General features: G+C 73.1%; 23 protein-coding genes and 1 pseudogene. 8 read left to right on the top strand and 16 right to left on the bottom strand.

The annotated features are described in order from the left end of the window. The first annotated feature begins 34 nt into the window (after positions 1-34). Positions 35-1,093, top strand: coding sequence for a DegT/DnrJ/EryC1/StrS aminotransferase family protein (locus tag KPL59_RS02325; protein WP_226359764.1), 1,059 nt, complete (start codon positions 35-37; stop codon positions 1,091-1,093). Between the two features lie 116 nt (positions 1,094-1,209). Here the strand turns inward: KPL59_RS02325 and KPL59_RS02320 are convergent, their stop codons facing one another. The 11 genes and pseudogenes from KPL59_RS02320 to KPL59_RS02270 all read right to left on the bottom strand — a co-directional run bounded on the left by KPL59_RS02320 (position 1,210) and on the right by KPL59_RS02270 (position 10,805). Continuing rightward, positions 1,210-1,434, bottom strand: coding sequence for an acyl-CoA carboxylase epsilon subunit (locus KPL59_RS02320; protein WP_226359763.1), 225 nt, complete (start codon positions 1,432-1,434; stop codon positions 1,210-1,212). Then, positions 1,431-3,035 (bottom strand): acyl-CoA carboxylase subunit beta, encoded by a 1,605-nt coding sequence (locus tag KPL59_RS02315; protein WP_374111582.1) that lies wholly within the window; start codon positions 3,033-3,035, stop codon positions 1,431-1,433. Before KPL59_RS02315 ends, KPL59_RS02320 begins: the two co-directional genes overlap by 4 nt. Positions 3,036-3,056: 21 nt before the next feature. Continuing rightward, positions 3,057-3,629: a LuxR C-terminal-related transcriptional regulator gene (locus KPL59_RS02310; RefSeq protein WP_226359761.1), complete on the bottom strand. Its 573-nt coding sequence runs from the start codon at positions 3,627-3,629 to the stop codon at positions 3,057-3,059. A 459-nt stretch (positions 3,630-4,088) separates the two neighbouring features. Continuing rightward, positions 4,089-4,289 (bottom strand): hypothetical protein, encoded by a 201-nt coding sequence (locus KPL59_RS02305; protein ID WP_226359760.1) that lies wholly within the window; start codon positions 4,287-4,289, stop codon positions 4,089-4,091. A 196-nt stretch (positions 4,290-4,485) separates the two neighbouring features. Next, positions 4,486-5,214, bottom strand: coding sequence for a helix-turn-helix transcriptional regulator (locus KPL59_RS02300; RefSeq protein ID WP_226359797.1), 729 nt, complete (start codon positions 5,212-5,214; stop codon positions 4,486-4,488). 495 nt (positions 5,215-5,709) lie between these two features. After that, a pseudogene (locus tag KPL59_RS02295) lies at positions 5,710-6,366 on the bottom strand (epoxide hydrolase family protein); the annotation flags it as partial. Positions 6,367-6,508: 142 nt separating this feature from the next. After that, on the bottom strand, positions 6,509-7,081 hold the full coding sequence (locus tag KPL59_RS02290; protein WP_226359759.1) for a hypothetical protein: 573 nt from the start codon (positions 7,079-7,081) through the stop codon (positions 6,509-6,511). Positions 7,082-7,097: 16 nt separating this feature from the next. After that, entirely contained in the window at positions 7,098-7,712 is a 615-nt protein-coding gene (locus tag KPL59_RS02285; RefSeq protein ID WP_226359758.1) for an MFS transporter, read from the bottom strand. Between the two features lie 143 nt (positions 7,713-7,855). Continuing rightward, positions 7,856-8,647, bottom strand: a complete 792-nt coding sequence (locus tag KPL59_RS02280; RefSeq protein ID WP_226351500.1) for an ABC transporter ATP-binding protein — start codon at positions 8,645-8,647, stop codon at positions 7,856-7,858. After that, the gene (locus tag KPL59_RS02275; protein ID WP_226351499.1) at positions 8,644-9,771 is read right to left on the bottom strand and encodes an iron ABC transporter permease; all 1,128 of its coding nucleotides are present in this window, start codon (positions 9,769-9,771) and stop codon (positions 8,644-8,646) included. Before KPL59_RS02275 ends, KPL59_RS02280 begins: the two co-directional genes overlap by 4 nt. Next, positions 9,768-10,805 (bottom strand): ABC transporter substrate-binding protein, encoded by a 1,038-nt coding sequence (locus KPL59_RS02270; RefSeq protein ID WP_226351498.1) that lies wholly within the window; start codon positions 10,803-10,805, stop codon positions 9,768-9,770. Before KPL59_RS02270 ends, KPL59_RS02275 begins: the two co-directional genes overlap by 4 nt. Before the next feature lie 184 nt (positions 10,806-10,989). On the opposite strand from KPL59_RS02270, the gene KPL59_RS02265 reads away from it, so the two are divergent. The 5 genes from KPL59_RS02265 to KPL59_RS02245 all read left to right on the top strand — a co-directional run bounded on the left by KPL59_RS02265 (position 10,990) and on the right by KPL59_RS02245 (position 16,850). Next, the gene (locus KPL59_RS02265; protein WP_226351497.1) at positions 10,990-12,363 is read left to right on the top strand and encodes an MFS transporter; all 1,374 of its coding nucleotides are present in this window, start codon (positions 10,990-10,992) and stop codon (positions 12,361-12,363) included. Then, positions 12,363-14,204 (top strand): asparagine synthase (glutamine-hydrolyzing), encoded by a 1,842-nt coding sequence (gene asnB, locus KPL59_RS02260; RefSeq protein ID WP_226351496.1) that lies wholly within the window; start codon positions 12,363-12,365, stop codon positions 14,202-14,204. Before KPL59_RS02265 ends, asnB begins: the two co-directional genes overlap by 1 nt. A gap of 10 nt (positions 14,205-14,214) precedes the next feature. Then, positions 14,215-15,462 (top strand): cytochrome P450, encoded by a 1,248-nt coding sequence (locus KPL59_RS02255; protein WP_226359757.1) that lies wholly within the window; start codon positions 14,215-14,217, stop codon positions 15,460-15,462. Positions 15,463-15,520: 58 nt separating this feature from the next. After that, positions 15,521-16,492 (top strand): isocyanide synthase family protein, encoded by a 972-nt coding sequence (locus KPL59_RS02250; protein WP_226359756.1) that lies wholly within the window; start codon positions 15,521-15,523, stop codon positions 16,490-16,492. A gap of 166 nt (positions 16,493-16,658) precedes the next feature. After that, on the top strand, positions 16,659-16,850 hold the full coding sequence (locus KPL59_RS02245; RefSeq protein WP_226359755.1) for a hypothetical protein: 192 nt from the start codon (positions 16,659-16,661) through the stop codon (positions 16,848-16,850). Here KPL59_RS02245 and KPL59_RS02240 read toward each other — a convergent pair. Both KPL59_RS02240 and KPL59_RS02235 read right to left on the bottom strand, forming a co-directional pair. Next, positions 16,843-17,607, bottom strand: coding sequence for a transposase (locus tag KPL59_RS02240; RefSeq protein WP_226359754.1), 765 nt, complete (start codon positions 17,605-17,607; stop codon positions 16,843-16,845). The two genes, KPL59_RS02245 and KPL59_RS02240, sit on opposite strands and share 8 nt — an antisense overlap. Before the next feature lie 687 nt (positions 17,608-18,294). Continuing rightward, positions 18,295-18,738, bottom strand: coding sequence for a nuclear transport factor 2 family protein (locus KPL59_RS02235; RefSeq protein WP_226351693.1), 444 nt, complete (start codon positions 18,736-18,738; stop codon positions 18,295-18,297). 51 nt (positions 18,739-18,789) lie between these two features. On the opposite strand from KPL59_RS02235, the gene KPL59_RS02230 reads away from it, so the two are divergent. Together KPL59_RS02230 and KPL59_RS02225 are read left to right on the top strand one after the other, a co-directional pair. Next, positions 18,790-19,602 (top strand): IclR family transcriptional regulator, encoded by an 813-nt coding sequence (locus KPL59_RS02230; protein WP_226359753.1) that lies wholly within the window; start codon positions 18,790-18,792, stop codon positions 19,600-19,602. A gap of 31 nt (positions 19,603-19,633) precedes the next feature. Further along, on the top strand, positions 19,634-20,605 hold the full coding sequence (locus tag KPL59_RS02225) for a DUF3048 domain-containing protein (protein WP_226351691.1): 972 nt from the start codon (positions 19,634-19,636) through the stop codon (positions 20,603-20,605). Positions 20,606-20,624: 19 nt separating this feature from the next. Here the strand turns inward: KPL59_RS02225 and KPL59_RS02220 are convergent, their stop codons facing one another. The 3 genes from KPL59_RS02220 to KPL59_RS02210 all read right to left on the bottom strand — a co-directional run bounded on the left by KPL59_RS02220 (position 20,625) and on the right by KPL59_RS02210 (position 24,465). After that, positions 20,625-21,113 (bottom strand): (2Fe-2S)-binding protein, encoded by a 489-nt coding sequence (locus KPL59_RS02220; protein WP_226351762.1) that lies wholly within the window; start codon positions 21,111-21,113, stop codon positions 20,625-20,627. A gap of 89 nt (positions 21,114-21,202) precedes the next feature. Next, positions 21,203-22,084 (bottom strand): xanthine dehydrogenase family protein subunit M, encoded by an 882-nt coding sequence (locus KPL59_RS02215; RefSeq protein ID WP_226359752.1) that lies wholly within the window; start codon positions 22,082-22,084, stop codon positions 21,203-21,205. Beyond that, the gene (locus KPL59_RS02210) at positions 22,081-24,465 is read right to left on the bottom strand and encodes a xanthine dehydrogenase family protein molybdopterin-binding subunit (RefSeq protein WP_226359751.1); all 2,385 of its coding nucleotides are present in this window, start codon (positions 24,463-24,465) and stop codon (positions 22,081-22,083) included. Before KPL59_RS02210 ends, KPL59_RS02215 begins: the two co-directional genes overlap by 4 nt. Positions 24,466-24,614 lie beyond the last annotated feature (149 nt).

Genomic DNA, 24,614 nt, shown 5'->3' with positions numbered 1-24,614 from the left:
GGAGACCGTCCGCACCAGCCCCTGCGAGGAGCCCATGACCATCGTCCATCCGGTGTCCAAGCCGTATCTCACCGACCGGGAACGCGACTACGTCACCGATGCCGTCGAGTCCGGCTGGATCTCCTCGCAGGGCCCCTACGTGGCCCGGTTCGAGCGGGCCTTCGCCGACTGGAACGGATCCGCCCACGGCGTGGCCTGCTCGTCGGGGACCACCGCCCTCACCCTGGCCCTGCGCGCGCTGGACATCGGGCCAGGGGACGAGGTGATCGTCCCGGAGTTCACGATGATCGCCTCGGCGTTCGCGGTCACCTACAACGGCGCCACGCCGGTCTTCGTCGACTGCGCCGACGACCTCGACATCGACGTCACCCGGATCGAGGAGGCCATCACCCCGCGCACCCGGGCGATCATGCCGGTGCACGTCTACGGCCGCCGCTGCGACATGGACGCGGTGATGGCCCTGGCGCACGACTACAACCTCTCCGTCGTCGAGGACTCGGCCGAGGCCCACGGCGTCCGCCCGGTGGGGGACATCGCCTGCTTCTCGCTGTTCGGCAACAAGATCATCACCTCGGGGGAGGGCGGGATCTGCCTGACCGACTCCCCGCGCCTCGCCGCCCAGATGGCGCACCTGCGGGGGATGACGTTCGACCCCGACCACACGTTCCTGCACCGCAAGCTCGCCTTCAACTTCCGGATGACCAACCTGCAGGCCGCCGTGGCGCTCGCCCAGACCGAGGCCCTCGACGAGATCCTCGAGCGCCGCCGGGAGATCGAGAAGCGCTACGACGCCGGCCTCGAACACGTGCCGGGCCTGACCCGCATGCCCCCGCGCGACGTGCTGTGGATGTACGACCTGCTGCACGAACGCCGTGACGACCTGCGCACGCACCTGAGTTCCGCGGGCGTGGAGACCCGGGTGTTCTTCAAGCCGATGAGCCGTCAGCCGATGTACCTCGACCCGCGCTGGCCGGAGCTCGCCGCACACCGCTACGCCGAGACCGGGCTCTACCTGCCCACCCACACCGGGCTGTCCACGGCCGACCAGGACGCGATCATCGACGCGGTCCGGTCCTTCCCGCACGAGGGCTGAGGGCGCGGCGCTCATCGCGGGCAGGTGCCCGCGGTGAGCGCCGCGTCGGCGATGAGTGCCGCGTCGGCCGGGGCGGTGCCGGCCCGGTCCGAGACAGCGAGCCCGGACCGACGCCGTCAGCCCGGACCGATCCAGCTGGTGGGAGCGACGAACCCGGGCGGGCCGCCCCACGACACCGGCCGGGCCTGCGGCGCGGCGGTGGCGGGGGCGGGCCGCCGAGCGGCCAGGACGGCGGCGACGAGCGCCGCCAGCTCGGCGTCGTCCGGTCGCCCGCGCAGGACGTGGACCGCCGCGGGCACCGGCCCGGGGGAGCCGGTGCCCGCGGTCGTGCGGCCGCTCACGTGGGCGGGTTCCCGTGCTTGCGGAACGGCAGGTCGGCACGCTTGGCACGCAGCACGGCCAGGGCGTCGACCAGGGCGGACCGGGTGTCGGCGGGATCGATGACGTCGTCGACCAGGCCGGCCTCGGCCGCGTAGTAGGGGTGCATCAGCTCCTGGCGGTACTGCTTGATCCGCTGCAGCCGCGTCGCCTCCGGGTCCGGCGAGCCGGCGATCTCCCGCCGGAAGACGACGTTCGCGGCGGCCTCGGCGCCCATCACCGCGATCTCGTTGGTCGGCCACGCCAGCGAGACGTCGGCGCCGATGGAGCGGGAGTCCATGACGATGTAGGCACCGCCGTAGGCCTTGCGCAGGATCAGCTGCACCCGGGGCACCGTGGCGTTGCAGTAGGCGTACAGGAGCTTCGCGCCGTGCCGGATGATCCCGCGGTGCTCCTGGTCGCCGCCCGGGAGGAAGCCCGGCACGTCGACCAGCGTGACCAGCGGGATGCTGAACGAGTCGCAGGTGGACACGAAGCGGGCCGCCTTCTCCGAGGCCGCGATGTCCAGCACGCCCGCGAGCGAGGCCGGCTGGTTCGCCACGATCCCGACGGTGTGCCCGTCGAGCCGGGCCAACCCGCAGACGATGTTCGGCGCCCAGTCCGCGTGCACCTCGAACAGGTCGCCGTCGTCCACGATCTCCGCGACGACCGCGCGCATGTCGTAGGCACGCGTCGTGTCGGCGGGGACGAGGTCCAGCAGGGACGGGGTGGGCCGGTCGGCGGGATCACCGGTCTCGACCCGTGGTGGCGCCTCCCGGTTGTTGGACGGCAGCAGTGAGACGAGGTGCCGGACGTCGGCGAAGCAGGAGGCCTCGTCGTCGTGGACGAAGCCGGCGGAACCCGACCGCGTCGCGTGCACGTGCGCGCCGCCGAGCCCCTCGTGGTCGATGTCCTCACCGGTGACCGCGGACACGACGTCCGGCCCGGTGATGTACATCTGCGCGACGTCGCGGACCATGAACACGTAGTCGGTGAGTGCGGGGGAGTAGGCGGCGCCGCCGGCGCACGGCCCGAGCATCACGCTGATCTGCGGGATCACCCCGGACGAGCGGACGTTGCGGCGGAAGATCCCGCCGTATCCCGCGAGCGCCGTGACCCCCTCCTGGATGCGGGCCCCGGCCCCGTCGCTGAGCGCGATCAGCGGTGCCCCGGCCGCCTCGGCCATGTCCATGACCTTGTGGATCTTGCTGGCGTGGGCCTCGCCGAGCGAGCCGCCGAAGATGCGGAAGTCGTGGGCGTAGACGAAGACCGTCCGTCCGTCGATCCGCCCCCAGCCGGTGACGACGCCGTCGGAGTGCGGCCGGCGGTCCTCGAGCCCGAACCCGTGGGCGCGGTGCCGGCGGAAGCGTTCGATCTCCCGGAACGAACCGGGGGCGAGCAGCAGTGCGAGGCGTTCGTGCACGGTGAGCTTCCCGCGGGCGTGCTGGGCCGCGGTCGCCTGCGCCGACGGGCCGCTGCGGGCCTGCTCACGCAGCTCGGCGAGCTCACCGACCCGCGACCGCAGGTCGGGCTCGGTGGGGTCCCCGGTCGTGCCGACGCCGTCCCTGGTCGTGGTCATGTCCATCCCTCCGTCGGTCGGCTCCGCTCACTTCACGTGGTCGGCGACGACCTGCGGGGGCCACGACCCCATCTCGAACATCCCGAGCGCGTACGCCTTCGAGATCAGCGCCGGACGGTTCTTGACCTTCATGCGGCGCAGCAGGGAGGTGACGTGGTACTCCACCCCGCCGCGGCTGAGGAACAGCGTCGAGGCGAGCTGGACGGTGGACGCCCCCGATGCCACCCCTTCGAGGATCTTGGCGTCCATGTCGGACAGGATCCGGCGCGGTCGCGGGACTGGCGCGCCGCGCTCGGCGTGCGGCGCGAGGACGGCGATGACGCCCTCGATCCGGCCCGCCCCGCGGGCGAACGGGGTCGCGGTCAGCTCGCCCTGGAGCTGCCCCTCGGGGGACTGCAGCGTGACCGTGGTGTCCTTCAACCGGGACTGCTGACCGTCGAGCAGTCGCTGCAGCCGACCGTGCACCGCGGTCCGCACGCTCGGGTCGAGCAGGTCACAGAACGCCGACCCGCAGAGGTCCTCCTGCAGCTGCTGACGGAACCGCCGGAACATCTCCTGATTCGCCGCGACGATCCGCAGCGATCGGTCCAGGGACACCATGCAGGACTGGTGCGCCCCGGGGCCGCGTGACTGTGACGAGCGTGTCCCTGTCGTCGACTGGTTCATGTCGCTCCCCTGCGAATCGGGATCCCGGCGTGTTCGGGAGGATCAACTCTTTACGCCGAACGGCTTCCACCGACGTTATGAACCGTTACGCCGGAGCGTCAACGCGGAGTGGCCGCAAGCGCTTAACACTGTGGCTGTGCAGTCACTCGGCCGGGTGGCGAGAGGGGGCGGTGTGTGATGGGTATCACTACGGTGTGGAGGGGTGGATTCTGGGGGTTTCCTCAATACGGTCTGCGGCATCGTCGGGGGCTCACCCGGGGCACCTGCACGGCAGACCCGGGGTCGGGTCATGTCACGGTCATACCGTGGTCATGCTGGAGTCATGGCGACCATCGCCGCAGGTCAGGTGCGGTCGAGGAGGCGGACGAAGCCGTTCGCGGCGAGTTCGGCCAGTCATCCCGTCATGCGGTCGCGGACGACCCAGGGATCGGCCTGCCAGGCGCGGGCCAGCTCCAGGGCGGCATCGCCCAGGACCCACTGGGCCCGGCTGAGGCTGACCCACATCGCCGTCTGCGCGGCGGTGCAGAGGAGCGTGTCGGGACTTCCGGCGAGCCGGATTTCCATCCACCCGTTGCTCAGCACGCTGACCGTCATTCCGGGGGCGGGGCCGATCCGTCGATTCCGTGTCTCACGCGACATGGCGCGGCAATTCGTCATCGAGTTCGGACGCGACGTACATCAGAATGTCATCTACGGCGCGACCGCTGTTCATGACGACCAGTGTCGGGGACGTCATGTGCGGATATCACCAGTATCCGACTCCTGCCGGGTGACAGCGGCTCGCCGGCGTTCAGCCCGGGCCGAGGTCGCCGCGGCCACCGATTCCGAGCTTGCGGTAGGCGCTGGTGAGGCGCTTCTCGACGGCGCGCCGGCTGACCCTCAGCTGCTGCGCGATCTGCTGGTTGGAGGCCCCGGCGCGGACCAGGGCCACGGCCTCCTGCTCGCCCGCGGTGAGCCGGCCGGCCCCGGTCCCCGTGGACCGTGACGAGCCGGCACGAGCCGCGACGGCGGCGCCGAGCGGCGCCTCGGCCGACGCTGCCGGTGCGCCTGCCGCGGGACGCGGGGCGAGCACCGGGCGGGGGACGGGTCGGGGCGGGACCGACCCCCCGCCGGCAGCCCCGGGCCGGGGGACGGCATCGGGACAGTGTTCGAGCGCCACCGTGACCCGGTCGATCTCGGCGCCGTCCTCGGAGTCCGCGAGTACCGCCGACGCCGAGCGCAGCAGGCGCAGGCGCTCCGGCCCCTCGGCGAGCTCGGCACGGACCCGCAGCGCACGGCCGAGTGCGGCCGGTGCCCCCCAGCTCGTGGCGAGCGAGAGCTCGGTCTCGGCGAGGTCGCGGGCGGTGCCGACCTCGCCCAGCCGGGCGGCCAGCAGGGCGGCCCGCCCACGCCACGGGAACACCGCCGGATTGCGCCAGCCCAGGTGGTCCAGGTGACGACCGGCGTCGAGCAGGCACTCCAGCGCCAGTGGGAGGTCCCCGGCGGCCGACGCCGCACCGCTGCGGCGCAGCCGGTGCATCGCGCGCTCGGGCAGTCGCGGACGTGCGAGGTCGGTGTCGGTGTCGGTGCCCCGGATCCGGATCTCCTTCACCACGGCGGTGGCCGTCAGGGCCACCGCGAGCGGGGTGACCGGCGCGTCCGGATCGCGGGGGGCGAGACGGACCTCGCGGCCACGCGCGAGTGCGAGCAGGGCGTGCAGATCCGCGGAACGGCCGGCGCCCGCCGCCGCTCCCTGCTGCTCGGCGATCCGGTGCGCCAGCGACCCCGCCCGGTCCGCCGCCACCAGTGCGAGTCCCAGGAGCTCGGGCAGCGCGCCGGTCGGATCCAGCTCGTGGGCCGGGACGATCCGCAGCAGCCGCGCCCCGAGCCCCGCCACGGAGGCGGCCGGCACCCGACCGGAGAGCGCGGCACCGTGCAACAGGACGGTGATCAGCTCCTGCCCCGCCGAGGTGGACAGCTCCGCGTCCGGATCGGCGAGCACCTCCTGCAGCCTGTCACAGCCGGCCTCGTCCGCGGGCGGCCCGAAGCTCGACGGGCCGTTCAGGTGGATCCCGGCCACCTGGCCGCCGGCCATCGGCGCGAGGCCGGCGAGCATCGCGACGATCCCGGCGCCCGCATCCCCGCCCTGTGTGCCGTACCGGGAGTAGCCGAGCCGACGCATGAGCTCTGCGAAGGCCGCGGTGGTCCGCACCATGCCCCAGCCCGGTTCCGTGACCGGTGGGGAGAAGCCGAACCCGGGCAGCGACGGCAGCACGAGATGGAAGGCGTGCGCCGGGTCCCCGCCGTGCGCCCGGGGGTCGGTGAGCGGGCCGATGACGCGCTGGAACTCCACGACAGAGCTCGGCCAGCCGTGGCACATCAGCAGCGGCATGGCGTCGGGTTCGGGCGAGCGCACGTGCAGGAAGTGAATCTCCTGGCCGTCGATGACGGTGGTGAACTGCGGGAACGCGTTGAGGGCCGCCTCGTGCGCTCGCCAGTCGTAGGTCGTGCGCCAGTACTCGGCCAGCTCGCGCACGTGGCCGATCGCCACGCCGCGTTCCCAACCGACGCCCGGAAGCTCCGGGGCCCAGCGAGTGCGGGCGAGGCGGTCGGACAGGTCGTCGAGCGCGGCCTGCGGGACGTCGATGCGGAAGGGGCGCAGCTCGACGTCCTGGTCGGTGGCGGTGGTCATGGTCGGTCCTTCCCGGAGGGGTGGCTGCCGTCGGGGCAGTGAGACCAGCCTGGCCGCACGCCGAATCGACCGGCAGATGCCGTAGTCCCGGACCGGACGGTGACATCGGCATCTACCGGTGAGCGCGTGCGATGGTCTCCGATCAGCCGAGCTGCGGCGGAGTTCGGTCGGATCGCCCGGTGATCGCCGAGAGCACGATTCCCGCGGCGGCCATCACGGCGCCGACCGCCAACCACCCGATCTCGCCGGTGGCGAGGACGAGCGGTAGCACCAGCGCCGGTCCGATGATCCGCGCGAACGAGGCCGCCATCCCGAACACGGCCTGGTACTGGCCCTGGGCGCCCTCCGGGACGGAGCGAAACGCGACGAACCACGTCGCCGCGCCCGCCCCGATCTCGCCCGCGGTCAGAACCGTCACCCCGATCAGCACGAGCACGGTGGGCAGCACCGCCCCGCCTACGCTGCCCGCGAGTCCGATCAGGACACACGAGACGAGCAGTGCGGTCCCTGCCGTCACGGCCGAGCGCCGGGCGGCCGTGACGGAGCCGATCCTCGCAGCCCAGGCGGTCTGGAGAAGGAGGACCAGGATCGTGTTCAGCCCGAGCGCGACGGCAGCGACCCACTCCGGGGCACCGGTCCTGGTAGCCACCCAGAGCGGCAGGATCACGCTGAGCACCGGCATGGTGAGCTGCAGCAGCGCCGACAGGCCGGTCACCGTGACGAACCGGCCGTCACGCAGGGCGGCGAGCCCCGGGCGCCGTCCCGCCCCTCGTCGGGGCCGTCGCGGGCAGCCCGGCGAACAGGACGGTGCAGACCAGTGCCGCAGCGGCGCCCCCGACGAACGTCGCCCGGTAGAGCGCCGCCGAGTCGGCGGCCAGGACGACCGCGCCCCACACCGTGCCCAGTCCCATCCCGGCGTTGAGCAGTGCGTGCAGCGCCGCCCGGGCTCGTACGCGGTCCTCCGGTGCCACCGCCGCGGCGACGACGGCCTGGCGGACCGCGCCGATCCCCGCCTGCGCGACGACGAAGCAGATCGCCCCGGCCGCGTAGGAGACGAGCCCGCCGGCCAGGGCGTAGACCACGAGCGAGACCACGACCAGACCGCTCAGCGCCACGCCCGCCCGGCGCAGACCGACAGCGTCGGCCAGCACCCCGATGGGCACGGACAAACCCAGTGCGCACGCGGCCGCGACGGCGAGCACGAGCCCGACAGTCTCGGCCGCCAACCCGACCCGGGTGCTGAAGTACAGCACCGCCGTCGCGAGAACGGCGCCGTCGACGGTGGACCCGACGAGCTGGGTGATGCGGACCCGGCGGACCGTCCGGTCTCCGCTCTCGTCGATCACCGGTGCAGCGGCATCGCCGCGCCACGGCGGTCGGCGGCCCGGCGGCCGTCACAGGGGTTCGTCTCCACGAGCCGTGATACTGCCGCGACCCCGGTGCCGAGCGCGAGCGAATCCGGAGATGAGCAGGCCGGGTGCCGGTGCGGTCACTCAGCGGCCCGACCGGCGTCCAGCTCCCGCAGCAGTACCCGGGGCGCCCCGGTCACGGGGTCCGCGACGATCGAGCCGTCGACCCGGAAGTGCGCCGCGAGCAGCCCGGGGGTCAACACTTCGGTCGGTGCGCCCAGTGCCGCGATGCGGCCCGCGGACAGCACGGCGACCAGGTCGGCGTACTGGGCGGCGAGGTCGAGGGAGTGCAGCGCGGCGACGACGGTGATCCCGAGGTCCCTCGCCAGCCGCAGGACTCCGAGCTGGTGACGGGGGTCGAGGTGGTTGGTGGGCTCGTCGAGCACCAGGACCCGGGGCTGCTGGGCCAGCGCACGGGCGAGGAGCACCCGTTGGCGTTCCCCGCCGGACAGCTCCGACAGCGGGCGGGCGGAGAACGCGGTACAGCCGGTGCGCTCCAGCGCGTCGGCGACGACGGCGGCGTCGCCGGGGCCGGGACGCCCGAACGTGCCCAGGTGCGGGGAGCGACCGAGCATCACGGCCTCCCACGCGGTGAAGTCGAACCCGCCGGGGTCGTCCTGGGAGAGCACCCCGACCGCGCGGGCGTTGTCGCGGTGCGGCATCGCGACCAGGTCGTCGTCGCCGAGCAGCAGATGCCCGCGCACTGGCTTGAGCACCCGGTAGAGGCTCTTGAGCAGGGTGGACTTGCCCGATCCGTTGGGCCCGACGAGGGCGAGCACCGCGCCGTCGGGGACGGTCAGGGTGGCGTCGTGCACGACCGGGTCCCCGCCGTGGCCGACGCTGACGCCGTCGATCACGAGCCGGGAGCTCACACCCCCACCGCCCCGGCCGCGCTGCGGCGCAGCACGTACAGGAAGAAGGGCACGCCGATCGCGGCGGTGAGGATGCCGATCGGGAGCTCGGTCGGGGCGAGCACGAGACGGGCGGCGGTGTCGGACCAGACGACGACCAGCGCACCGAGCAGCACGCACACCGGCAGGGTGCGGCGGTGGTCGGCGCCGAACAGCAGCCGGGCCAGGTTCGGCACGACCAGTCCGACGAACCCGATGCTGCCCGACACCGCGACGACCGCCCCGGTGAGCAGCCCGGTGAGGACGAACAGCGCCGCTCGCAGCCGGGTCGGGTCGGTACCGAGAGCCGAGGCCGCGTCCTCGCCGAGTACGAGCAGGTTGACCCGGTTCGCCTGCCACCACAACGGCACCAGCAGCACCCCGACCACCGCTGCGGACAACCCGAGCAGGTCCCAGCGGGCCCCGGCGAGGCTTCCGAGCATCCAGAACAGGACCTGCTGCTGGGCATCGGTGTTGCGGGTGCGCAGCAGCAGGAACGAGGTGACACCACCGAGCAGCTGCCCGACCGCGACGCCGGCGAGCACCATCCGGGTCGCGTGCAGCCGTCCACGGACCCGGGACAGGACGAAGACGCCCACCCCGGTGAGCACCGCACCGGCGAACGCGGCGGCGGGCAGGGTGAACAGCCCGGCCGTCGCGGTCCCGATCGTGGTGATGACCAGGACGGCGCCGACCGAGGCACCCGACGACAGCCCCAGGATGTAGGGGTCGCCGATCGGGTTGCGGACCATCGCCTGCACCAGCAGCCCGGCGACGGCCAGCCCCGCCCCGACGACGACGCCGAGCAGCACCCGCGGGGTACGCAGCTCCCAGACGATGAAGTCCTCGGCCCGGTCGATCCCGGAGGAACCCCCGGCCAGGTGGGCCGTCACGGCGTCGAGCACCCTGCCGGGCGGGATCGACACGGGGCCGAGCCCGATCGCCACGACGACCGAGGCCAGCAGGGCGAGCAGCAGCCCGGTGAGCACCGCCGCCGGCGGGACCCGGCCGAGCAGGCCGCCGGTCGCGGGAGCCGGGGACGGCAGGGGTGAGCCCGGACCTCCGGAGGGCCTGCCGGTCCGCGCGGTCTCGTCGTGGGTGGTCATCCGGTGCCGTGGATGCCCTTGGCGATCGTGGCGACGGCCTGCCCGTTGAGCACGCTGGGGGACAGGGTGATCGACTGCGGAACGGTGACCAGTCGGTTCTCGCGCACCGCGGTCGTCGAGGCGAGGACGGGGCTGGACCGGATGGCCGCGGTCAGCTCGGCGTCGCTCTGCGGGGAGAACCCGGTGATCACGACGATCGCCTGCGGGTCGAGCGCGGCGACCTGCTCGGCGGACAGGCTCGCGAAGTCGGCGTCCTGGTCGGCGGCGATGTTCTGCCCGCCGGCGAGGGTGATGATGCCGTTGGCGAGGCCGGAGCCGCCCTGGGTCATCAGCGGCTGGGCGGTCTGCGGGGCAGAGGACAGCGCCAGCACCCGGACCGGCGCGGTGCCGGGGGCGGGTGCCGCCGCGGCGACCTGGGCTTTGATCCGGTCGACCAGCTGCGTGCCCCGTTCCTGCGCGCCGAAGACGGTCGCGACCTGCTGGATGAACGTGTAGGTCTCATCGATGTCCTGCACCGGCGAGGGTGCGTCCTCGCAGGCCACCAGACTGGCGGCGCCGGCCTGCTGCAGCCGCTCCACCGAGGGGGTGCCGTCGAAACCGCCGAAGCTGTAGCTGGAGATCCCGACGACGAGGTCGGGCTTCGCCGCGACGACCGACTCGGTGCTGCCCTGTCCGGGGTCCAGCACCGGGATCGAGTCGAGCTCGGTCCGCTCGGCGCCGGTGAAGGCGGCGAAGAAGTCCGGGGCGGCGGTGCCGACGATCCGGTCACGTTGGCCGAGCTCGGTCAGGATCGCGGCGGCGCCACCGTCCATGGTGACCACGCGCCGGGGCGGGGCCGCGAGCTGCGGCACCGGAGGGCAGGCGGGTGCGGCCGGGTGTCCGGCACCGCCCGCCGACGATCCGCCCCCGTCCATGCCCTCGTGACCGGCGTGGTCGCGGGCGGCCGGTGCGCCGCTGCCGCACCCGGCCAGCAGGAGGACCGTGGTGGCGAGGGCGGCCACTGCCGTCGTGATCGTCCGTCGGTGTCGTCGCACCCGCACACGTCCTTCATGCCGTACTCGTCCTGGACACCTCACCAGTCGGCGTCCGCGGTCGATCAGTTCCTCCGGTCGTCGTCACGACGTGTGACGTGGATCGCGCCGTTCGGCCGTATCGCCCGGGAACCCGACCACGTGTGGTGACGACTCGTCACTCGACGGTGTGGCGATCGGAGGTGGAGTGGTCGAGGACGGAACGGCGTCGGAGCCGGCCGGGCAGGTGCGTGACGACCGGGCCGCGGTCGCGGTGGCGGGCCTGCTGTCGTTCACGGCGATGTTCGACATGAACGTCGTCACCGTGGCCCTGCCGCGGATCGCGGAGGGATTCGGCGCCGATCCCCGGTCGGTCCAGTGGGTCGTGCTGGCGTATGCGATCCCGGCCGTGGCGCTGCTGCTGCCGGCGGGTCGGTGGCTGGACCGGGTCGCCGTGCGCCCCGCGCTGCTCACCGCCGTCGGCGTCTTCGCCGCCGCGAACCTCACGGCCGTGGTCGCGCCGTCGCTGCCGGTGCTGGTCGGGCTGCGCGTCCTGCAGGGTGCCGGCGGCGCGGTGCTGATGGTGCTCATGCCGGTGCTCGCGGTGGCCGCGGTCGCCCCGCAGCGTCGGGGCCGGGCGATGGCGGTGCCCGCGACGGCCGGCCCGATCGGCGGGGTGCTGGGTCCCGCGGTGGGCGGGCCGATGATCGAGCTGGCCGGCTGGCGCGTCGCGTTCGTCCCGGTGGTCGCGTTGTCGCTGGTCGCGGTCGTGCTGGTCCGCCGGTCCAGGATCCCGGCCGGGGTGCTGGCCGGGCCGGACCGGGCGGATCTGGTCGACGCCGCACTGCTCGTCGCCGGTCTCGGACTCGTGTGTGCCGTCGCCACCGGTGTTCTCGCCGGTCCGGCGGTGGTGGCCGCGGCGGTCGTGGTCGCGGTCGCCGCGCTCGTCACCTCGGCGTCGCGCCCCGGCGCTCGCGCGGTCGCCGCGGCGCTTCGGCCGCGTGGCGTCGCGCCCGCCGCCGCCGTGGCCCTGCTCGCCGGGGCGTTCGCGGCCGCCTCGTACCTGGTCGCCGTCGGGTTGCAGGCCGGGGGCTCCGGTCCCGCCGCCGCGGGGCTGGCGCTGCTGGCGTTCCCGCTGGGGATGGTCGTGGCCGGGCCGCCAGCTGGCCGGCTCGCCGACCGCTTCTCCCCGCGCGCGGTCGCGGTCGCGGGCGTCGCCCTCGCCGCGGTCGGCTTCACGCTGCTCGCCGCGCTGCCCGACGGGGGGTCCTGGACCCCGGTCGACGTCGCCTGGCGGGTGGCGCTGGCCGGACTGGGCACCGGGCTCTACGGCGGCCCCACCCAGGTGCTCGTCCTCGCCGGGGCCGCGCGGGACCGGATGGCGACCGCCGGCGCCGGCGTGCAGTGCGCCCGCGCCCTCGGTTTCGCGGTCGGCCCGGCCGCCGCCGCGCTCGCCTGGAACACCGACGGCACGGTGCTCGCCACCCGTCCCGCCCTCGTCGTCACGGCGCTCACGGCCGTCGTCGCCGCGTTGCTGCTGATCGGGCAGCGCGACCGTCCCACCACCGAGGAGATCCCCTGATGTGTGGCATCGCCGGCCTGGCCGAGCCCGCTCCCGTCGCCGACCCGGCGGCGCTCCGCGCGGTCGCCGAGGCCATGGCCGCGACCCAGGTTCTGCGCGGGCCCGACGCCGGTGGGGTGTGGCACGACGAACGCGCCGCGCTCGGGCACCGCCGCCTCGCGGTGATCGACCTCGACGGTGGCGTGCAGCCGATGCTCGCCGGCAGCGAGGGCACCCGCACCGTCCTGTCCTACTCCGGTGAGGTCTACAACCACCACGAGCTGCGCGCCGAGCTGCGCTCGCGCGGGCACCGGTTCGACACGCGCAGCGACACCGAGGTCGTGCTCGCCGGGTACCGGGAGTGGGGGCTCGCCGTGCTCGACCGGCTGGAGGGCATGTTCGCGTTCGCGGTGTGGGACCAGCCGACCGGCCGGCTCGTACTGGGCCGCGACCGGCTCGGCGTCAAACCTTTGTACTGGGCCCGCACCCCGACCGGTGGCGTCGCGTTCGGCTCCGAGCCCAAGGCCCTGTTCGCCCACCCCGGTATCGACCCGGTCGCCGACGTCGAGAGCTTGCGCGACGGCTACTCGCTGCTGTTCTCCACCTGGCCCGGCGTCTACGCCGGTGTCGCGGAGGTCGAGCCCGGCGGGTGGCTGCTGTTCGACGGCGACGGCGTGCGCACCGGCCGCTACTGGCAGCTGGAGCTGCGTGAGCACACCGACGGCCCCGAGGCGACCGCCGACCACGTCGCGGCGCTCGTCGAGCGGGCCGCCCGGTCCCGGCTGGAGGCCGACGTCGAGATCTGCAGCCTGCTCTCGGGCGGGCTCGACTCCTCGGTCGTGACCGCGTTCGCCGCGGCAGAACTCCGGGACCGCCACGGGCCCGACGCGGTGCTGCGCTCCTACGCCGTCGACTACACCGACCAGGCCCGCGAGTTCACCGGCGACGTCCTGCGCACCGGGCACGACACCCCCTACGCGGCCGAGGCCGGGGCGCACATCGGCACCGACCACTCGGTGACCGTGCTCGACCCGGCGGCGCTGCTCGACCTGGAGCACCGGCGCGCCGTCGTCGCGGCCCGGGACTCCCCGATCGGCGTCGGCGACATGGACACCTCGCTGTACCTGCTGTTCGGTCGGATCCGCGAGCACTCGACGGTCGCGCTGTCCGGGGAGGCCGCCGACGAGGTGTTCGGCGGCTACCCCTGGTTCCACGCCGAGCGTCCGCGGGCCGCGGCGACGTTCCCGTGGCTGCTGGTCACCGGCGACGACGCGGCGGTCCCGCTGCACCCCGACCTCGCGGCCGTCATGCGGCTCGCCGAGTTCCGCGCCGACACCTACGCCGACGCGCTCGCCGCCGTCCCGCACCACGACGACGAGTCACCCGAGCAGCACCGCTCGCGCGAGCTGCAGCACCTCTCGCTCACCCGCTGGGTGCGTCAGCTCCTGCACCGCAAGGACCGGCTGTCGATGGCGCACGGCCTGGAGGTCCGCGTGCCCTACTGCGACCACCGCCTCGTCGAGTACGCGTTCCCGGTCCCGTGGAGCGAGCAGACCCGCGACGGCCGGGAGAAGTCGCTGCTGCGCAGAGCGGGTGCGAAGCACCTGCCCGACTCGGTGCTGTGGCGGGCCAAGAACCACTACCCGGCCACCCACGACCCCGGCTACGCCACCGGGCTGCAGGAGCTGGCCCGCGACGCCCTGACCGTCGACGGCGTCACCGACGTCGTCGACCGCACCCGCATCGACCCGCTGCTCGACGCGCCCGCCGAGGGGCTCGACTGGGGCACCCGGCTTCGCCTGGAGCGGGTCGTCGACCTCGCCCTGTGGCTCGACGTCGCGCGGCCCGCGCTGCGGATCTGAGAGGACACCGATGATCTCCCACCACGAGACCGAGCCGGTCCCGCTCTACGGCCCGGACTACAAGCGCGACCCCTACCCGCTCTACGGGGAGCTGCGCCGCCGTTGCCCGATCCACCGGGTGGCGTTCCCCAGCGGTGTGCACGCCTGGCTGGTCACGGGCTACGACGCCGCCCACACCACCCTGAACGACCGGCGCCTGGGCAAGGACCACCGCCTGGGCAACGACCGCTGGCGGGCGCGGGCGTCGATCATGCCCGAACCGCAGCACTCCCAGCTGCAGGTCCACCTGCTGCACCAGGACCCGCCCACCCACACCGTGATGCGACGTCTGGTGACCGAGTCCTTCACCCCGCGGGCTGCCGAGGAGCTGCGCCCACGGCTGCAGGAGATCGCCGACCGGCTCCTGGACGACCTGACGTGCACCGACGGACCGGTGGACCTGGTCGCGGGGTTCGCCGCCCACTTCCCGTTCGCCGCGCTGGCCCTGGCGATCGGGCTGCCCGACGAGCTGGCGTCGGCGTTCCGGCGGGAGTGGGGCGGCGTCGTCGCCCCGGTCGGGCCCACCGACCCGCGCCGCGCTCACTACGAGGGGCTGCTGCACGGGCTGCAGGACTACATCGCGCGGGTCGTCGACGGCGTGCGGGACCTGCCCGGCGGCGGGCTGCTCACCCGTCTGGTCGCCGCCCGCGACGCCGACGAGCTCACCGCGGAGCAGCTCGACTCCATGGTCTTCCAGCTGCTCGTGGCCGGGCAGGAGCCGGTGACGAACCAGATCACCACCGCGCTGGTCGCGCTGCTGCACCGCCCCGACGAGCTCGACCGCCTCGCCGCCGACCCGGAGCTGCTCCCGCGTGCGGTGGAGGAGCTGCTGCGCTACGACAGCGCGTTCGAGCTCACCACCTGGCGGTTCCTCGCCGAGACCGACGAGCTGCACGGCCGCGAGGTCCCCGCCGGGGACTCGGTGATCGTGTCGCTGTGCGCGGCCAACCGCGACCCGCGCCGCTTCGACCGAGCCGACGAGCTGGTGCTCGACCGCAGCCCGAACCCGCACCTCGCGTTCGGACACGGCATCCACTTCTGTCCTGGCGCCGCGCTGGCCCGCGTCGAGCTGCAGATCGCGTTGGGCACCCTGCTCGCCCGGCTGCCCGGCATGCGGTTCGCCACCGATCCCGCCGCGCTCGACTGGACCCCGGCCGTGCTGGGCCGCGGTGTCCGCGCACTCCGCGTGACCCACGACGCGTCGTCGCACGCCCGCTGACCCGACCGACACCCACCACGCCGTCGTCACCCGTGGCGACCCGCCGATCGGAGCATCGTTGATCGCCTGTGCCCCGGACCCGGTCACCGACCGGACCCGCACCGACGCCGTCGTCGAGGACGTCCTCGACATCCTGCTGCGCCACCGGCGCGCCCCGCGCGACGAGCCGGCGCCCGAGCCCTCCGCCTTCGACCCGCAGCGCGCCCAGATCCGGGCCGCCGTCACCGCCGGTACACCACTGCGGCTGGTGCTACCGGCGTTCCCCTGCAAGTCTCCGAACCCGGCCAAGGTGCTCGGCCGGCTGCCCGACGCGGGGGAGCGGCTGTCGCTGCACCACCTGGACCGCGTGCGGGCCGAGATCGCCGCCGTGCACGAACCGGGTGCGCGGGTGCTCGTCTGCTCCGACGGGCACGTCTTCGCCGACCTCATCGGAGTGCCCGACGGGCACGTCGACGACTACGGCGCCGCACTCCGCGAACTCGCCGCGGCGGAGCGGCTGCCGGGCTTCGAGTTCTTCGACCTGTCGGTCGCCTACCCCGATCGCAGCCACTCCGAACGCCGTGCGCTGCTCGACCGGCTGTGGGCGCCGTCGGTCGAGCAGTTGCGGGAGCGCTGCCGCGCCGACCCCTCCGAACGCGCGCTCTACCTGGGGATCGTGCGCTTCCTCGTCGAGGACGCCGGCGACCACGAGGGCAGCCGCGCCGCCCTGCAGCGCCGCTCCCGGGAGCGCGGCTACCGGGTCGTGGCCCGCAGCAACGCCTGGAGCGCGCTGGTCGCCGATCGGTTCCCCGACGGCGTGCGGCTGTCCATCCACCCGCATCCGGCCGGCTCGTCGAAGCTGGGTGTGCGCCTGGTCCCGGCCGACGACGCATGGATGACCCCGTGGCACTCGTGCGCGGTGCGGGGGCGGGACGGGACCTGGTCGCTCCAGCGGGCCGACCGGGCCCGGCGTTCGGGTGCTCTGGTCAGCCGCGCGGGGCGACCGGACCACGTCGCCTCCGGTCGGCCCGGTACCGGATGGTCGCCGTGATCACGCGAGCCGTACTTCGACGATTGCCCGTCCCACCGCCGGACACCGGCGGCGAGGCCTGTGCTACGAGCAGCCGACGGTTCACGTGAGTGGCACCCGTGCCCGACTAGCACTTCGGTCAGGTCTGCGCTACAAGGACGGAAGTCACGGGAGAGGGGGCACGTGGGTGAACGAGTCCACCGGTTCGGACAAGGGCAAGAAGGTGCCGAAGATCTACCCGGCCACAGGTGCAGTGGTTGCCGTACTGCTGGTCGCCACCGTGGTCCAGAGCTATTTCGGTGAGTACTCCCCACTTGTGCGTGCCGTGATCGGGGGAGTCGTTGCACTCGTGGAGGCTTATTCAGGCTCCGTCAGGTAAGTGTGTAGAAGATGAGTCCGATGACTGCCGAGATTGTCGTTTTAAATGTGGCGTAGGGCCGCCGGTAGTCTGTGTGGAGAACTTTCCACGTTTTGATATGGGCGATGACTCGTTCGATGGTGGCGCGTGTGTGGTTGAGGCTCTTGTTGAATGTTTTTTGCCAGTCGAGAAGTTCCCGGCCGGGTGGTTTTTTGAACGGGGTGAGCATGCCGCGCCCGATGTATCCTTTATCGCCGATCGGGGGGTATGTGGCGAGGTGGTCGAGGGCGCCGGATTGGTCGAGGCAATATAGGTCGTGTCGGGAGCCTGGGGTCGGGTCGGAGATCCACGACAGCTGCCCTTCCAGGGTGGCTGCGACCTGGACGACGACGCCGGTGGTGCGATGCTTGCCCGACCACAGACCCGGCACCGCGGCCCATGACCAGCAGGGCAGCAAGGTTCCATCGATGATGTACTGCCGATCGGCACGAAGCTCCTCTGCCGTCGGAACGACACTCCGCAGCGCCTGTGCCAGCAACGGTGTCACCCCCGTGATCGCTCGACTAACCGTCGACTGCGACACCCCATAGGTTTCCGCCAACTCCCACTGCACACGATTCCCGCGCAGATACGCCAACGTGATCACCACCGACCAGAACAACCCCAGAACCGGCGGCCAAGACAAACATGCCTCCGTCGCGTCCCGCTGATCCTGCTCATACACTATAGCGACAAGATCCTGAATTTCATCACGCCGGAAACCAGTGGTATAGTACATACTGCGGCAGCCCGTTCATCTCGGATTGATTCGGCAAACCAATATTCGCGATGGACGGGCTGTCGCCCAACCCGACACGCCGGGCTAGATCGTTATTTCACGGGGCCTGAATAAGCCTCGTGGTGATCGGGCTTGCCTTTGCGCTGGGAAAGTACGTGGGCACTGCCCGCAACCGTCGATGACCCATGACGCCGTGCGGGGCCCGGCCTGATGGCCGGGCCCCGCAACTACAGAGACACTTCTACTGATCCAGATGTCCGGGGGCTTCTCTAATGATCACCCTCCCGCTCGTCTCGATCCTTCGCCGTCCCTCTGGCGTTCAGGTCGTTCACGTTTCGCGGGTGCGAAGTTAACCATCGCCGTCGCTCGGGTCAAGCCCTTCTCCGTCGTTCCTCGGAGTGGTGTTGCGCCTCGCGCCGGCGGAGGCAGCGCCTCGGTCCGCAAGAGGCTGATCCGCCGGGTCGGGCCGGGTGTGAACGTGGGTTGCAGAACACGCTTGACCACCGTTCGTCGGCGACGACCCAGAGGTGGCGATCGGTCAGCGGCGGGCGGCACCGCATCCGCGGGCGGCCCGGCCCCGCGTCGGGCTCCTGCCCGGCGGGTTCGATCGGGCGGAGGACGACCGGCACGGCCCGACCACCGCTGGTCCCGTGATGCGCGACCGGGGCGGACACGCCGCCGTGCGGGTCAGCCCGACTTCAGCGCCTCGTTGCGGTTCACCGTCCACGCGACCATCGCGCTGTCGAGGTAGGCGCGGACCTCGACGATGCGGGCGTCGGGCTCGGGGGAGTCGAACCGGCAGACCCAGCAGTAGTCGTTGTCGAAGGGGGCTCCGTCGAGGGTCGTCGACGTCGCGTGCAACTCGGCGACCGTGACGTCTCCCGCGACGTGCAGGTCGACCACCTCGAGCCGGACCCCGTCCCGCATGAGCGGGCCGAGGCGGTCGAAGGTCGCGGTGGTGAAGGCGGTCTTGGACGCGTAGTGCCCGGCGAGGGGATGGGTGCCCTCGACCGTCCAGGACACGTCGTCGGCCACCCGCTCGAAGAACGTCGCGGCCGTGGCGGGGTCGGCGAGGTGGGCGAAGAGCTCGGTGCGGTCGGTGATCGTTTCGGAGATCGTGTCGTTGTGCATGGATCCAGTCTGGAGTCGGGCGACGGCGCCGGACGACCTAAGTTGCACCTCGTGACAACTACGCCGACGACGTCGGTCCTCGCACGCTCGGTCGTGGTCCTGGAGACGCTGGCGGGTATGGAGCAGCCGGCGGCGCTGCCCGCCGTCGCGGAGCGGCTGGGCGCACCGGTCAGCCAGACCTACCGCGTGCTGCGGGCCCTGCAGGAGGAAGGTTTCGTCGACCACGTCGGCCGCCGGGGGTACCGGGTCGGGACCCGGGCGATCGGGCTGGGTGCCCTGCTCGGTCCCTGGCCCGAGCTCCGCGCGCTCACCTACCCGGTCCTGGTCCGGCTCGCGGGTGGTACGTCGTTGAGCGCGCGGCTGCACGTGCGCAGCGGCTACGACCGGGTCCTGCTGCTGGCCGCCGTGCCTCCGCACGACCACGACCCGTCGTGGCGGACTCGGATCGGCGAGCGGTCACCGCTGACCCGGGGATGCAGCGGCCGGGCCATCCTCGCCCACCTTCCCGAGTCGGAGATCGAGGTCGTCCTGGGGGCCCGCGCGGGGGAGGACGACGGCGCACTGCGCACGGAGCTGCGCCGCATCCGCGACGACGGGTTCGCCTTCTCCTCCGCCGCCAATCACGCCGGTCGGCGTGGGATCTCGGTTCCGCTGACGTCGGTGTCGGAGGTGATGGGTGCGCTGTCGCTGTCCGGGCCCCAGGCCGCCGTCGACGAGGACGGTCTCCGGAGGCTCGCGGGCACGGTGCGGGCCGCCGCCGACGACATCGCGTGCCCGCTGTCGGCGATGCTGGGCCCCGACGCGACCCGACGCCGGTACGCACTCGACGTCCTGCCGCCGGAGCACCCGCCGCTCGACCGCTGACGCACGGGCGGCGCGGGAGTACCGTGCGCCGGTGCGTGCACATCCGGTGGTCGCGGCCCTCCTCGGGCTGGTGCTGACGGGCGCCGTCGGATGCGCGGCGTCGCCCGCGGTCCCGGGGCCGGTTACCGCTCCGGCGACACCGGCACCGCTGCTGTCACCGCTCACCGGGTTGCCCTCCGAGCCGGGGGCACGGGTGTTCGCCGTGAAGATCGACAACACCGCGGCGGCGCGCCCGTGGGACGGCGTCGAGGCGGCCGACGTCGTCTACGTCGAGCCGGTCGAGGGTGGTCTCACCCGACTGCTCGCGGTGTTCGCCTCGCAGCTGCCGCGCTCGGTGGGGCCGGTGCGCAGCGCCCGGGAGACCGACATCGGCGTCCTCGGCGCCTACGGCCGGCCCGCCCTCGTCTTCTCCGGCGCCGCGCCACCGGTCATGGACCGGCTCCGCGCGGCCGCGGTGGTCCCGGTCGTGCCCCGCGACCTGCCGGAGGCGTTCCGGCGTGACGACCGGCGGCCGGCGCCGCTGAACGTCTACGTGGACCTGACGGCACTGCGCGGACGGGTGCCGCAGGCGGGGCCGGTCCAGGACATCGGCCTGCGCTTCGGCCCGGCGCCGGACGGGGGAGCCCCCGTCCCGCAGCGCTCCGTCCGGGTCGGGGCCACCACCGTCACCGTCACCTGGAGCGCGCAGGACGACACCTGGACGGTCGCGACCGGCGACCGGACCGCGGTCTCCGGTCCGGACCGGAGGCCGGTACGGGCGGACACGGTGGTCGTGCAACGGGTCGCCGTCGCCGAGTCGTCGGTCCGCGACAGCGCAGGCTCGGTCTCCCCGATCGCGCTCACCGTCGGGGCGGGCGACGCCGAGGTCCTGCGCGAGGGGCGTTCCTTCCCCGCACGGTGGTCCCGTCCCGCCGTCGCCGACCCCCTCCGTCTCACGACCCCCGACGGCCGTGAGATGCCCGTGCGTCCGGGGCACACCTGGGTGCTGCTCGCCGCGCGGTGACCGGCCGGCCGGGCGGCCGTCACCCCTCCCTGTCCACCGGGGCCTGTGGTGCGGGCTCGCCGCGCAGCACGGCCGCGGCGCTGCGGACGGCGTCGACGATGAACTGGTACCCCGTGCACCGGCAGATGTTCCCCGAGATCGCCGCGCGGATCTCCTCGTCGCTGGGATCGGGGTTCTCCGCGAGGAACTCGGTGACCGTCAGCAGGATGCCGGGCGTGCAGAACCCGCACTGCAGGCCGTGGTGACGCCAGAACGCCTCCTGCAACGGATCCAGCTCACCGCCCTGTGCGAGTCCTTCGACGGTGGTGACCGCGCCGCCGTCGGCCTGGACCGCGAGGGTGCAGCAGGAGCGGGCCGTGCGGCCGTCGAGCAGGACGGTGCACGCCCCGCACACCCCGTGCTCGCAGCCCAGGTGGACCCCGGTGGCGCCGCAGTCGCGGCGCAGGAAGTCGGAGAGGGTGCGGCGCGGCTCGACGTGGTGGCGGACCGGCTGCCCGTTCACCGTCATGCGCACCGGACGCGTGGTGTCGCCGTCAGCGGTGTCGCCGTCGGTGGTGTCGTGCGTCCCGGCGGCCCGGTCGGTGTCGGTCGATGCGCTCATGCGGCGTGGCTCCTCGTGGTGTCGGCGAGCACGGTGGACAGGCAGCGCCGGGTCAGGACGCGGGCCAGGGTGCGGCGGTAGTCGGCGGGGGCGTGCACGTCGCCGGTGGGGTCGGTCGCCTCGACCGCGGCGTCGGCGGCCGCGCGCACGAGCTCCTCGGACGGCGCCCGCCCGACCAGCAGCCGTTCGGCGTCGTCGGCCCGCACCGGGGTCGGGCCGACCCCGCCGAGGACCAGCCGGACGTCGGCGACGGTGCCGTCGGCACCGATCCGGGCCGCGCCGAGCACCGAGGCCATCGCGAAGTCGCCGTGCCGGCGGGCGAACTCCTCGACGGCGACGACGGTCCCCGGGGCCTGGGTGGGGACCCGGACCGCGGTGAGCACCTCGTCGGGCTCGACCGCGCTGAGCAGGAAGCCGAGGAAGAAGTCGGCAGCCGGGACCGTCCGCGTGCCGCGCGGGCCGGTGACGACGACCGTGGCGTCGAGCGCCCGCAGCACGGCGGGGACCTCCGCGGCGGGGTCGGCGTGGGCGACGGTGCCGCCGAAGGTGCCCCGGTTGCGGATGGTGACGTGCCCGACGTAGGACAGGGCCAGCGGCAGCAGGGGCACCGTGCTCCGGACGAGCGGTGAGATCTCGACGTCGCGGGTGCGGGTCATCGCCCCGATCTCGACGTGGTCGCCGCCGTCGCGGACGTAGGCGAGGTCGGCGCATCCGCCGAGGTCCACCAGGACGGTCGGCTGCGCCATCCGCATGGCGAGCAGCGGCACCAGGCTCTGGCCCCCGGCGAGGATCTTCGCGTCGCCGTCCTCCGCGGCGAGGATCTCGACGGCGTGCTCGACGCTGCGCGCCCGGACGTGGTCGAACGGTGCGGGCTTCACGACAGTTCCTCCGTGGGGGTGCCGGACTCGATGGCCGTCAGCAGCCGGGGCGGGGTCACCGGCAGCCGGGTCAGGCGCACGCCGAGGTCCTCCACGGCGTGTTCGACGGCGGCGACGATCGCCGACGCGGCGCCGATCGTCCCGGCCTCGCCCATCCCCTTGAACCCGCCGGGGATGTGGTCGGCGGTGGTGGTCATGTGCAGCGTCTCGAAGGGCGGGATCTCCGAGGCGGTGGGCAGCAGGTAGTCGATGAACGTGGTGGTCAGCGGCTGGCCCTCGGGGCTGTACACGATCTCCTCGTAGAGCGCGCCGCCGATGCCCTGCGCCGCGCCGCCGTGGATCTGGCCGTCGACGATCGTCGGGTTGATCACCGTGCCGCAGTCGTGGACCACCAGGTAGTCCAGCAGCGTCACCCGCCCGGTCTCGCGGTCGACCTCGGTCAGCACGGCGCTGGTCCCGTAGGAGAAGGCGACGTTCTCCGGGTCGAGGACGTCGCGTTCCTCCAGGGTGGGGTCCTCGCCGTCGGGCAGGGCGCCGTCGAGGCGGCGGTAGGCGGCGTCGCCGATCTCGCGCATGGTGAGCGACCGGCCGTCGGCGATGCCACGCACCGAGATCCGCCCGTCGGCGACCTCCAGGTCGTCGGGGGAGGCCTCCAGGATGTGCGCGGCGATGCGCAGGATCTTGTCCCGGAGCCTGCTGCTCGCCCGCAGCAGCGCGCCGCCGCCGAGCGCGGCGCCCCGGCTGGCGCCGGTGCCGTAGCCGGTGAAGGGGTTGGTCCGGGTGTCCCCGGACAGCACCGTCACCGAGGACAGGGGCACGCCGAGGGTGTCGGCGGCGACCTGGGCGAGAGCGGTCTCGATGCCCTGCCCCATCGCGGACAGCCCCGTGCGGACGGTGACCCCGCCCGCGGAGTCCATCCGGACGACCTCCTCGTCGAAGGAGCCGTGCTGCAACCCCGCCTGGTTCATGATCTTGGTCGGGCCCAGCGCGCTGATCTCGATGTGGAACGCGTACCCGATGCCGAGCGAGCGGCCCTCCTCGGCGGCCTGCTCGCGACGGGCGGCCCAGCCGCGTTCGGCGACCGCACGTTCGGCGGTGTCGAGGCACTCGGCGTAGTTGCCGCTGTCGTAGAAGAAGACCGGGCTGGGGTAGGGGAACGACTCGGGCGCGATCAGGTTGCGTCGCCGCACCTCGTTGGCGGGCAGGCCGAGGGTGTGCGCCAGCTTGTCGATGATCCGCTCGTGGGCGAAGTTCGCCTTGGGCTGCCCCCAGCCCCGGTAGGAGCCGTAGGGCGAGCGGTTCGTGACCACCCCGACGACCGTGCCCTCGACGTTGGGGATGTCGTAGGGGCCCGCCATCAGCGCCATGGACAGCCAGCAGGGCCCGATGCCCACGGTGGCGAGCGAGCCGCCGAGCACCGCGTACACCGTCCCGCGCATCCCGGTGATGGTGCCGTCGGCCTTCGCCGCGACCGACACCTCGATCCGCTGCTCGCGGGAGTGGGCGTTGGCGACGAAGCTCTCGAGCCGGTCCTCGATGATCTTCACCGGCCGGCCCGTCCGCTTCGACAGCAGCGCCGCGAGGACCTCCTCACCGTAGAAGTCGAACTTGTTGCCGAACCCGCCGCCGACGTCGGGGGTGATGACGCGGATGTGGTCGACGTCGAGCCCCAGGACCTCGCCGAGCAGGTCCCGGGTCAGGTTCGGGGACTGGGTGGACATCCAGCCCTCGAGGTGGCCGGTGAACGGGTCCCAGCTCATCACCGCCCCGCGGGTCTCCAGCGGGGTGCCCATCTGCCGTCCGTAGTGGAGGGTCTCGGAGACGACGACGTCGGCCTCGGCGAAGGCCGTCGCCGCGTCGCCCTTCGGGATCGTCTGGCGGCAGCTGATGTTGTCCGGCCACTGTTCGTAGAGCTTCGGCGCGCCCTCGGCGAGTGCCTCGTCGAGGGTCACCACCGGCTGCAGCTCCTCGTACTCGACCTCGATCAGGCCGAGCGCGTCCTCGGCGACGTACCGGTCGACGGCCGCCACGGCCGCGACCGGCTGGCCGACGTAGCGGACCTTGTCGACGGCGAGGGCGTACTGCTTGGTCATCAGCTGGTCGGGGATCATCCGCCAGACCACGGGCTGCGGCGTCGCGCAGGCGGCCGCGACGTCCTCACCGGTGAGCACGGCGAAGACGCCGGGCAGCTCCAGCGCGGCGGAGACGTCGATCGAGACGATCCGTGCGTGCGGGTGCGGGCTGCGCACCACGGCGGCCTCGAGCATGCCGGGGAGCACGACGTCGTCGACGAAACAGGACCGTCCGGTCAGGAGGCGGGGATCCTCCTTGCGGCGCACCCGGGAACCGATCAGCCCGGGTCGGTGATGCTGCTGGGTCACGGTGGGTCCTTCGGTGGGGGACGTCAGGTTGTGAGCCAGCGTCGTGCCGGTCACCTCCGGCGTCCATTGACAGATCGGCAGAACGAGGGGCTCCGATTCGTCGCTGTGACGATTGTCGACCGTCAGTCGCGACCCACAGACTCGTCGAC

Origin of the sequence: Pseudonocardia sp. ICBG1142 (assembly GCF_020496255.1) — a bacterium.
Lineage (GTDB): Bacteria > Actinomycetota > Actinomycetes > Mycobacteriales > Pseudonocardiaceae > Pseudonocardia.
This window is presented reverse-complemented; position numbering and strand designations above follow the sequence as displayed.

What these genes read in the sequence shown, in the direction of transcription:
- KPL59_RS02325 (WP_226359764.1), top strand. Translation starts at nt 35, where the DNA reads ATGACCATCGTCCATCCGGTGTCCAAGCCGTATCTCACCGACCGGGAA.
- KPL59_RS02315 (WP_374111582.1), bottom strand. Translation starts at nt 3,035, where the DNA reads ATGGACATGACCACGACCAGGGACGGCGTCGGCACGACCGGGGACCCC.
- KPL59_RS02310 (WP_226359761.1), bottom strand. Translation starts at nt 3,629, where the DNA reads ATGGTGTCCCTGGACCGATCGCTGCGGATCGTCGCGGCGAATCAGGAG.
- KPL59_RS02305 (WP_226359760.1), bottom strand. Translation starts at nt 4,289, where the DNA reads ATGACGGTCAGCGTGCTGAGCAACGGGTGGATGGAAATCCGGCTCGCC.
- KPL59_RS02300 (WP_226359797.1), bottom strand. Translation starts at nt 5,214, where the DNA reads ATGCACCGGCTGCGCCGCAGCGGTGCGGCGTCGGCCGCCGGGGACCTC.
- KPL59_RS02275 (WP_226351499.1), bottom strand. Translation starts at nt 9,771, where the DNA reads ATGACCACCCACGACGAGACCGCGCGGACCGGCAGGCCCTCCGGAGGT.
- asnB (WP_226351496.1), top strand. Translation starts at nt 12,363, where the DNA reads ATGTGTGGCATCGCCGGCCTGGCCGAGCCCGCTCCCGTCGCCGACCCG.
- KPL59_RS02255 (WP_226359757.1), top strand. Translation starts at nt 14,215, where the DNA reads ATGATCTCCCACCACGAGACCGAGCCGGTCCCGCTCTACGGCCCGGAC.
- KPL59_RS02240 (WP_226359754.1), bottom strand. Translation starts at nt 17,607, where the DNA reads ATGTACTATACCACTGGTTTCCGGCGTGATGAAATTCAGGATCTTGTC.
- KPL59_RS02235 (WP_226351693.1), bottom strand. Translation starts at nt 18,738, where the DNA reads ATGCACAACGACACGATCTCCGAAACGATCACCGACCGCACCGAGCTC.
- KPL59_RS02220 (WP_226351762.1), bottom strand. Translation starts at nt 21,113, where the DNA reads ATGACGGTGAACGGGCAGCCGGTCCGCCACCACGTCGAGCCGCGCCGC.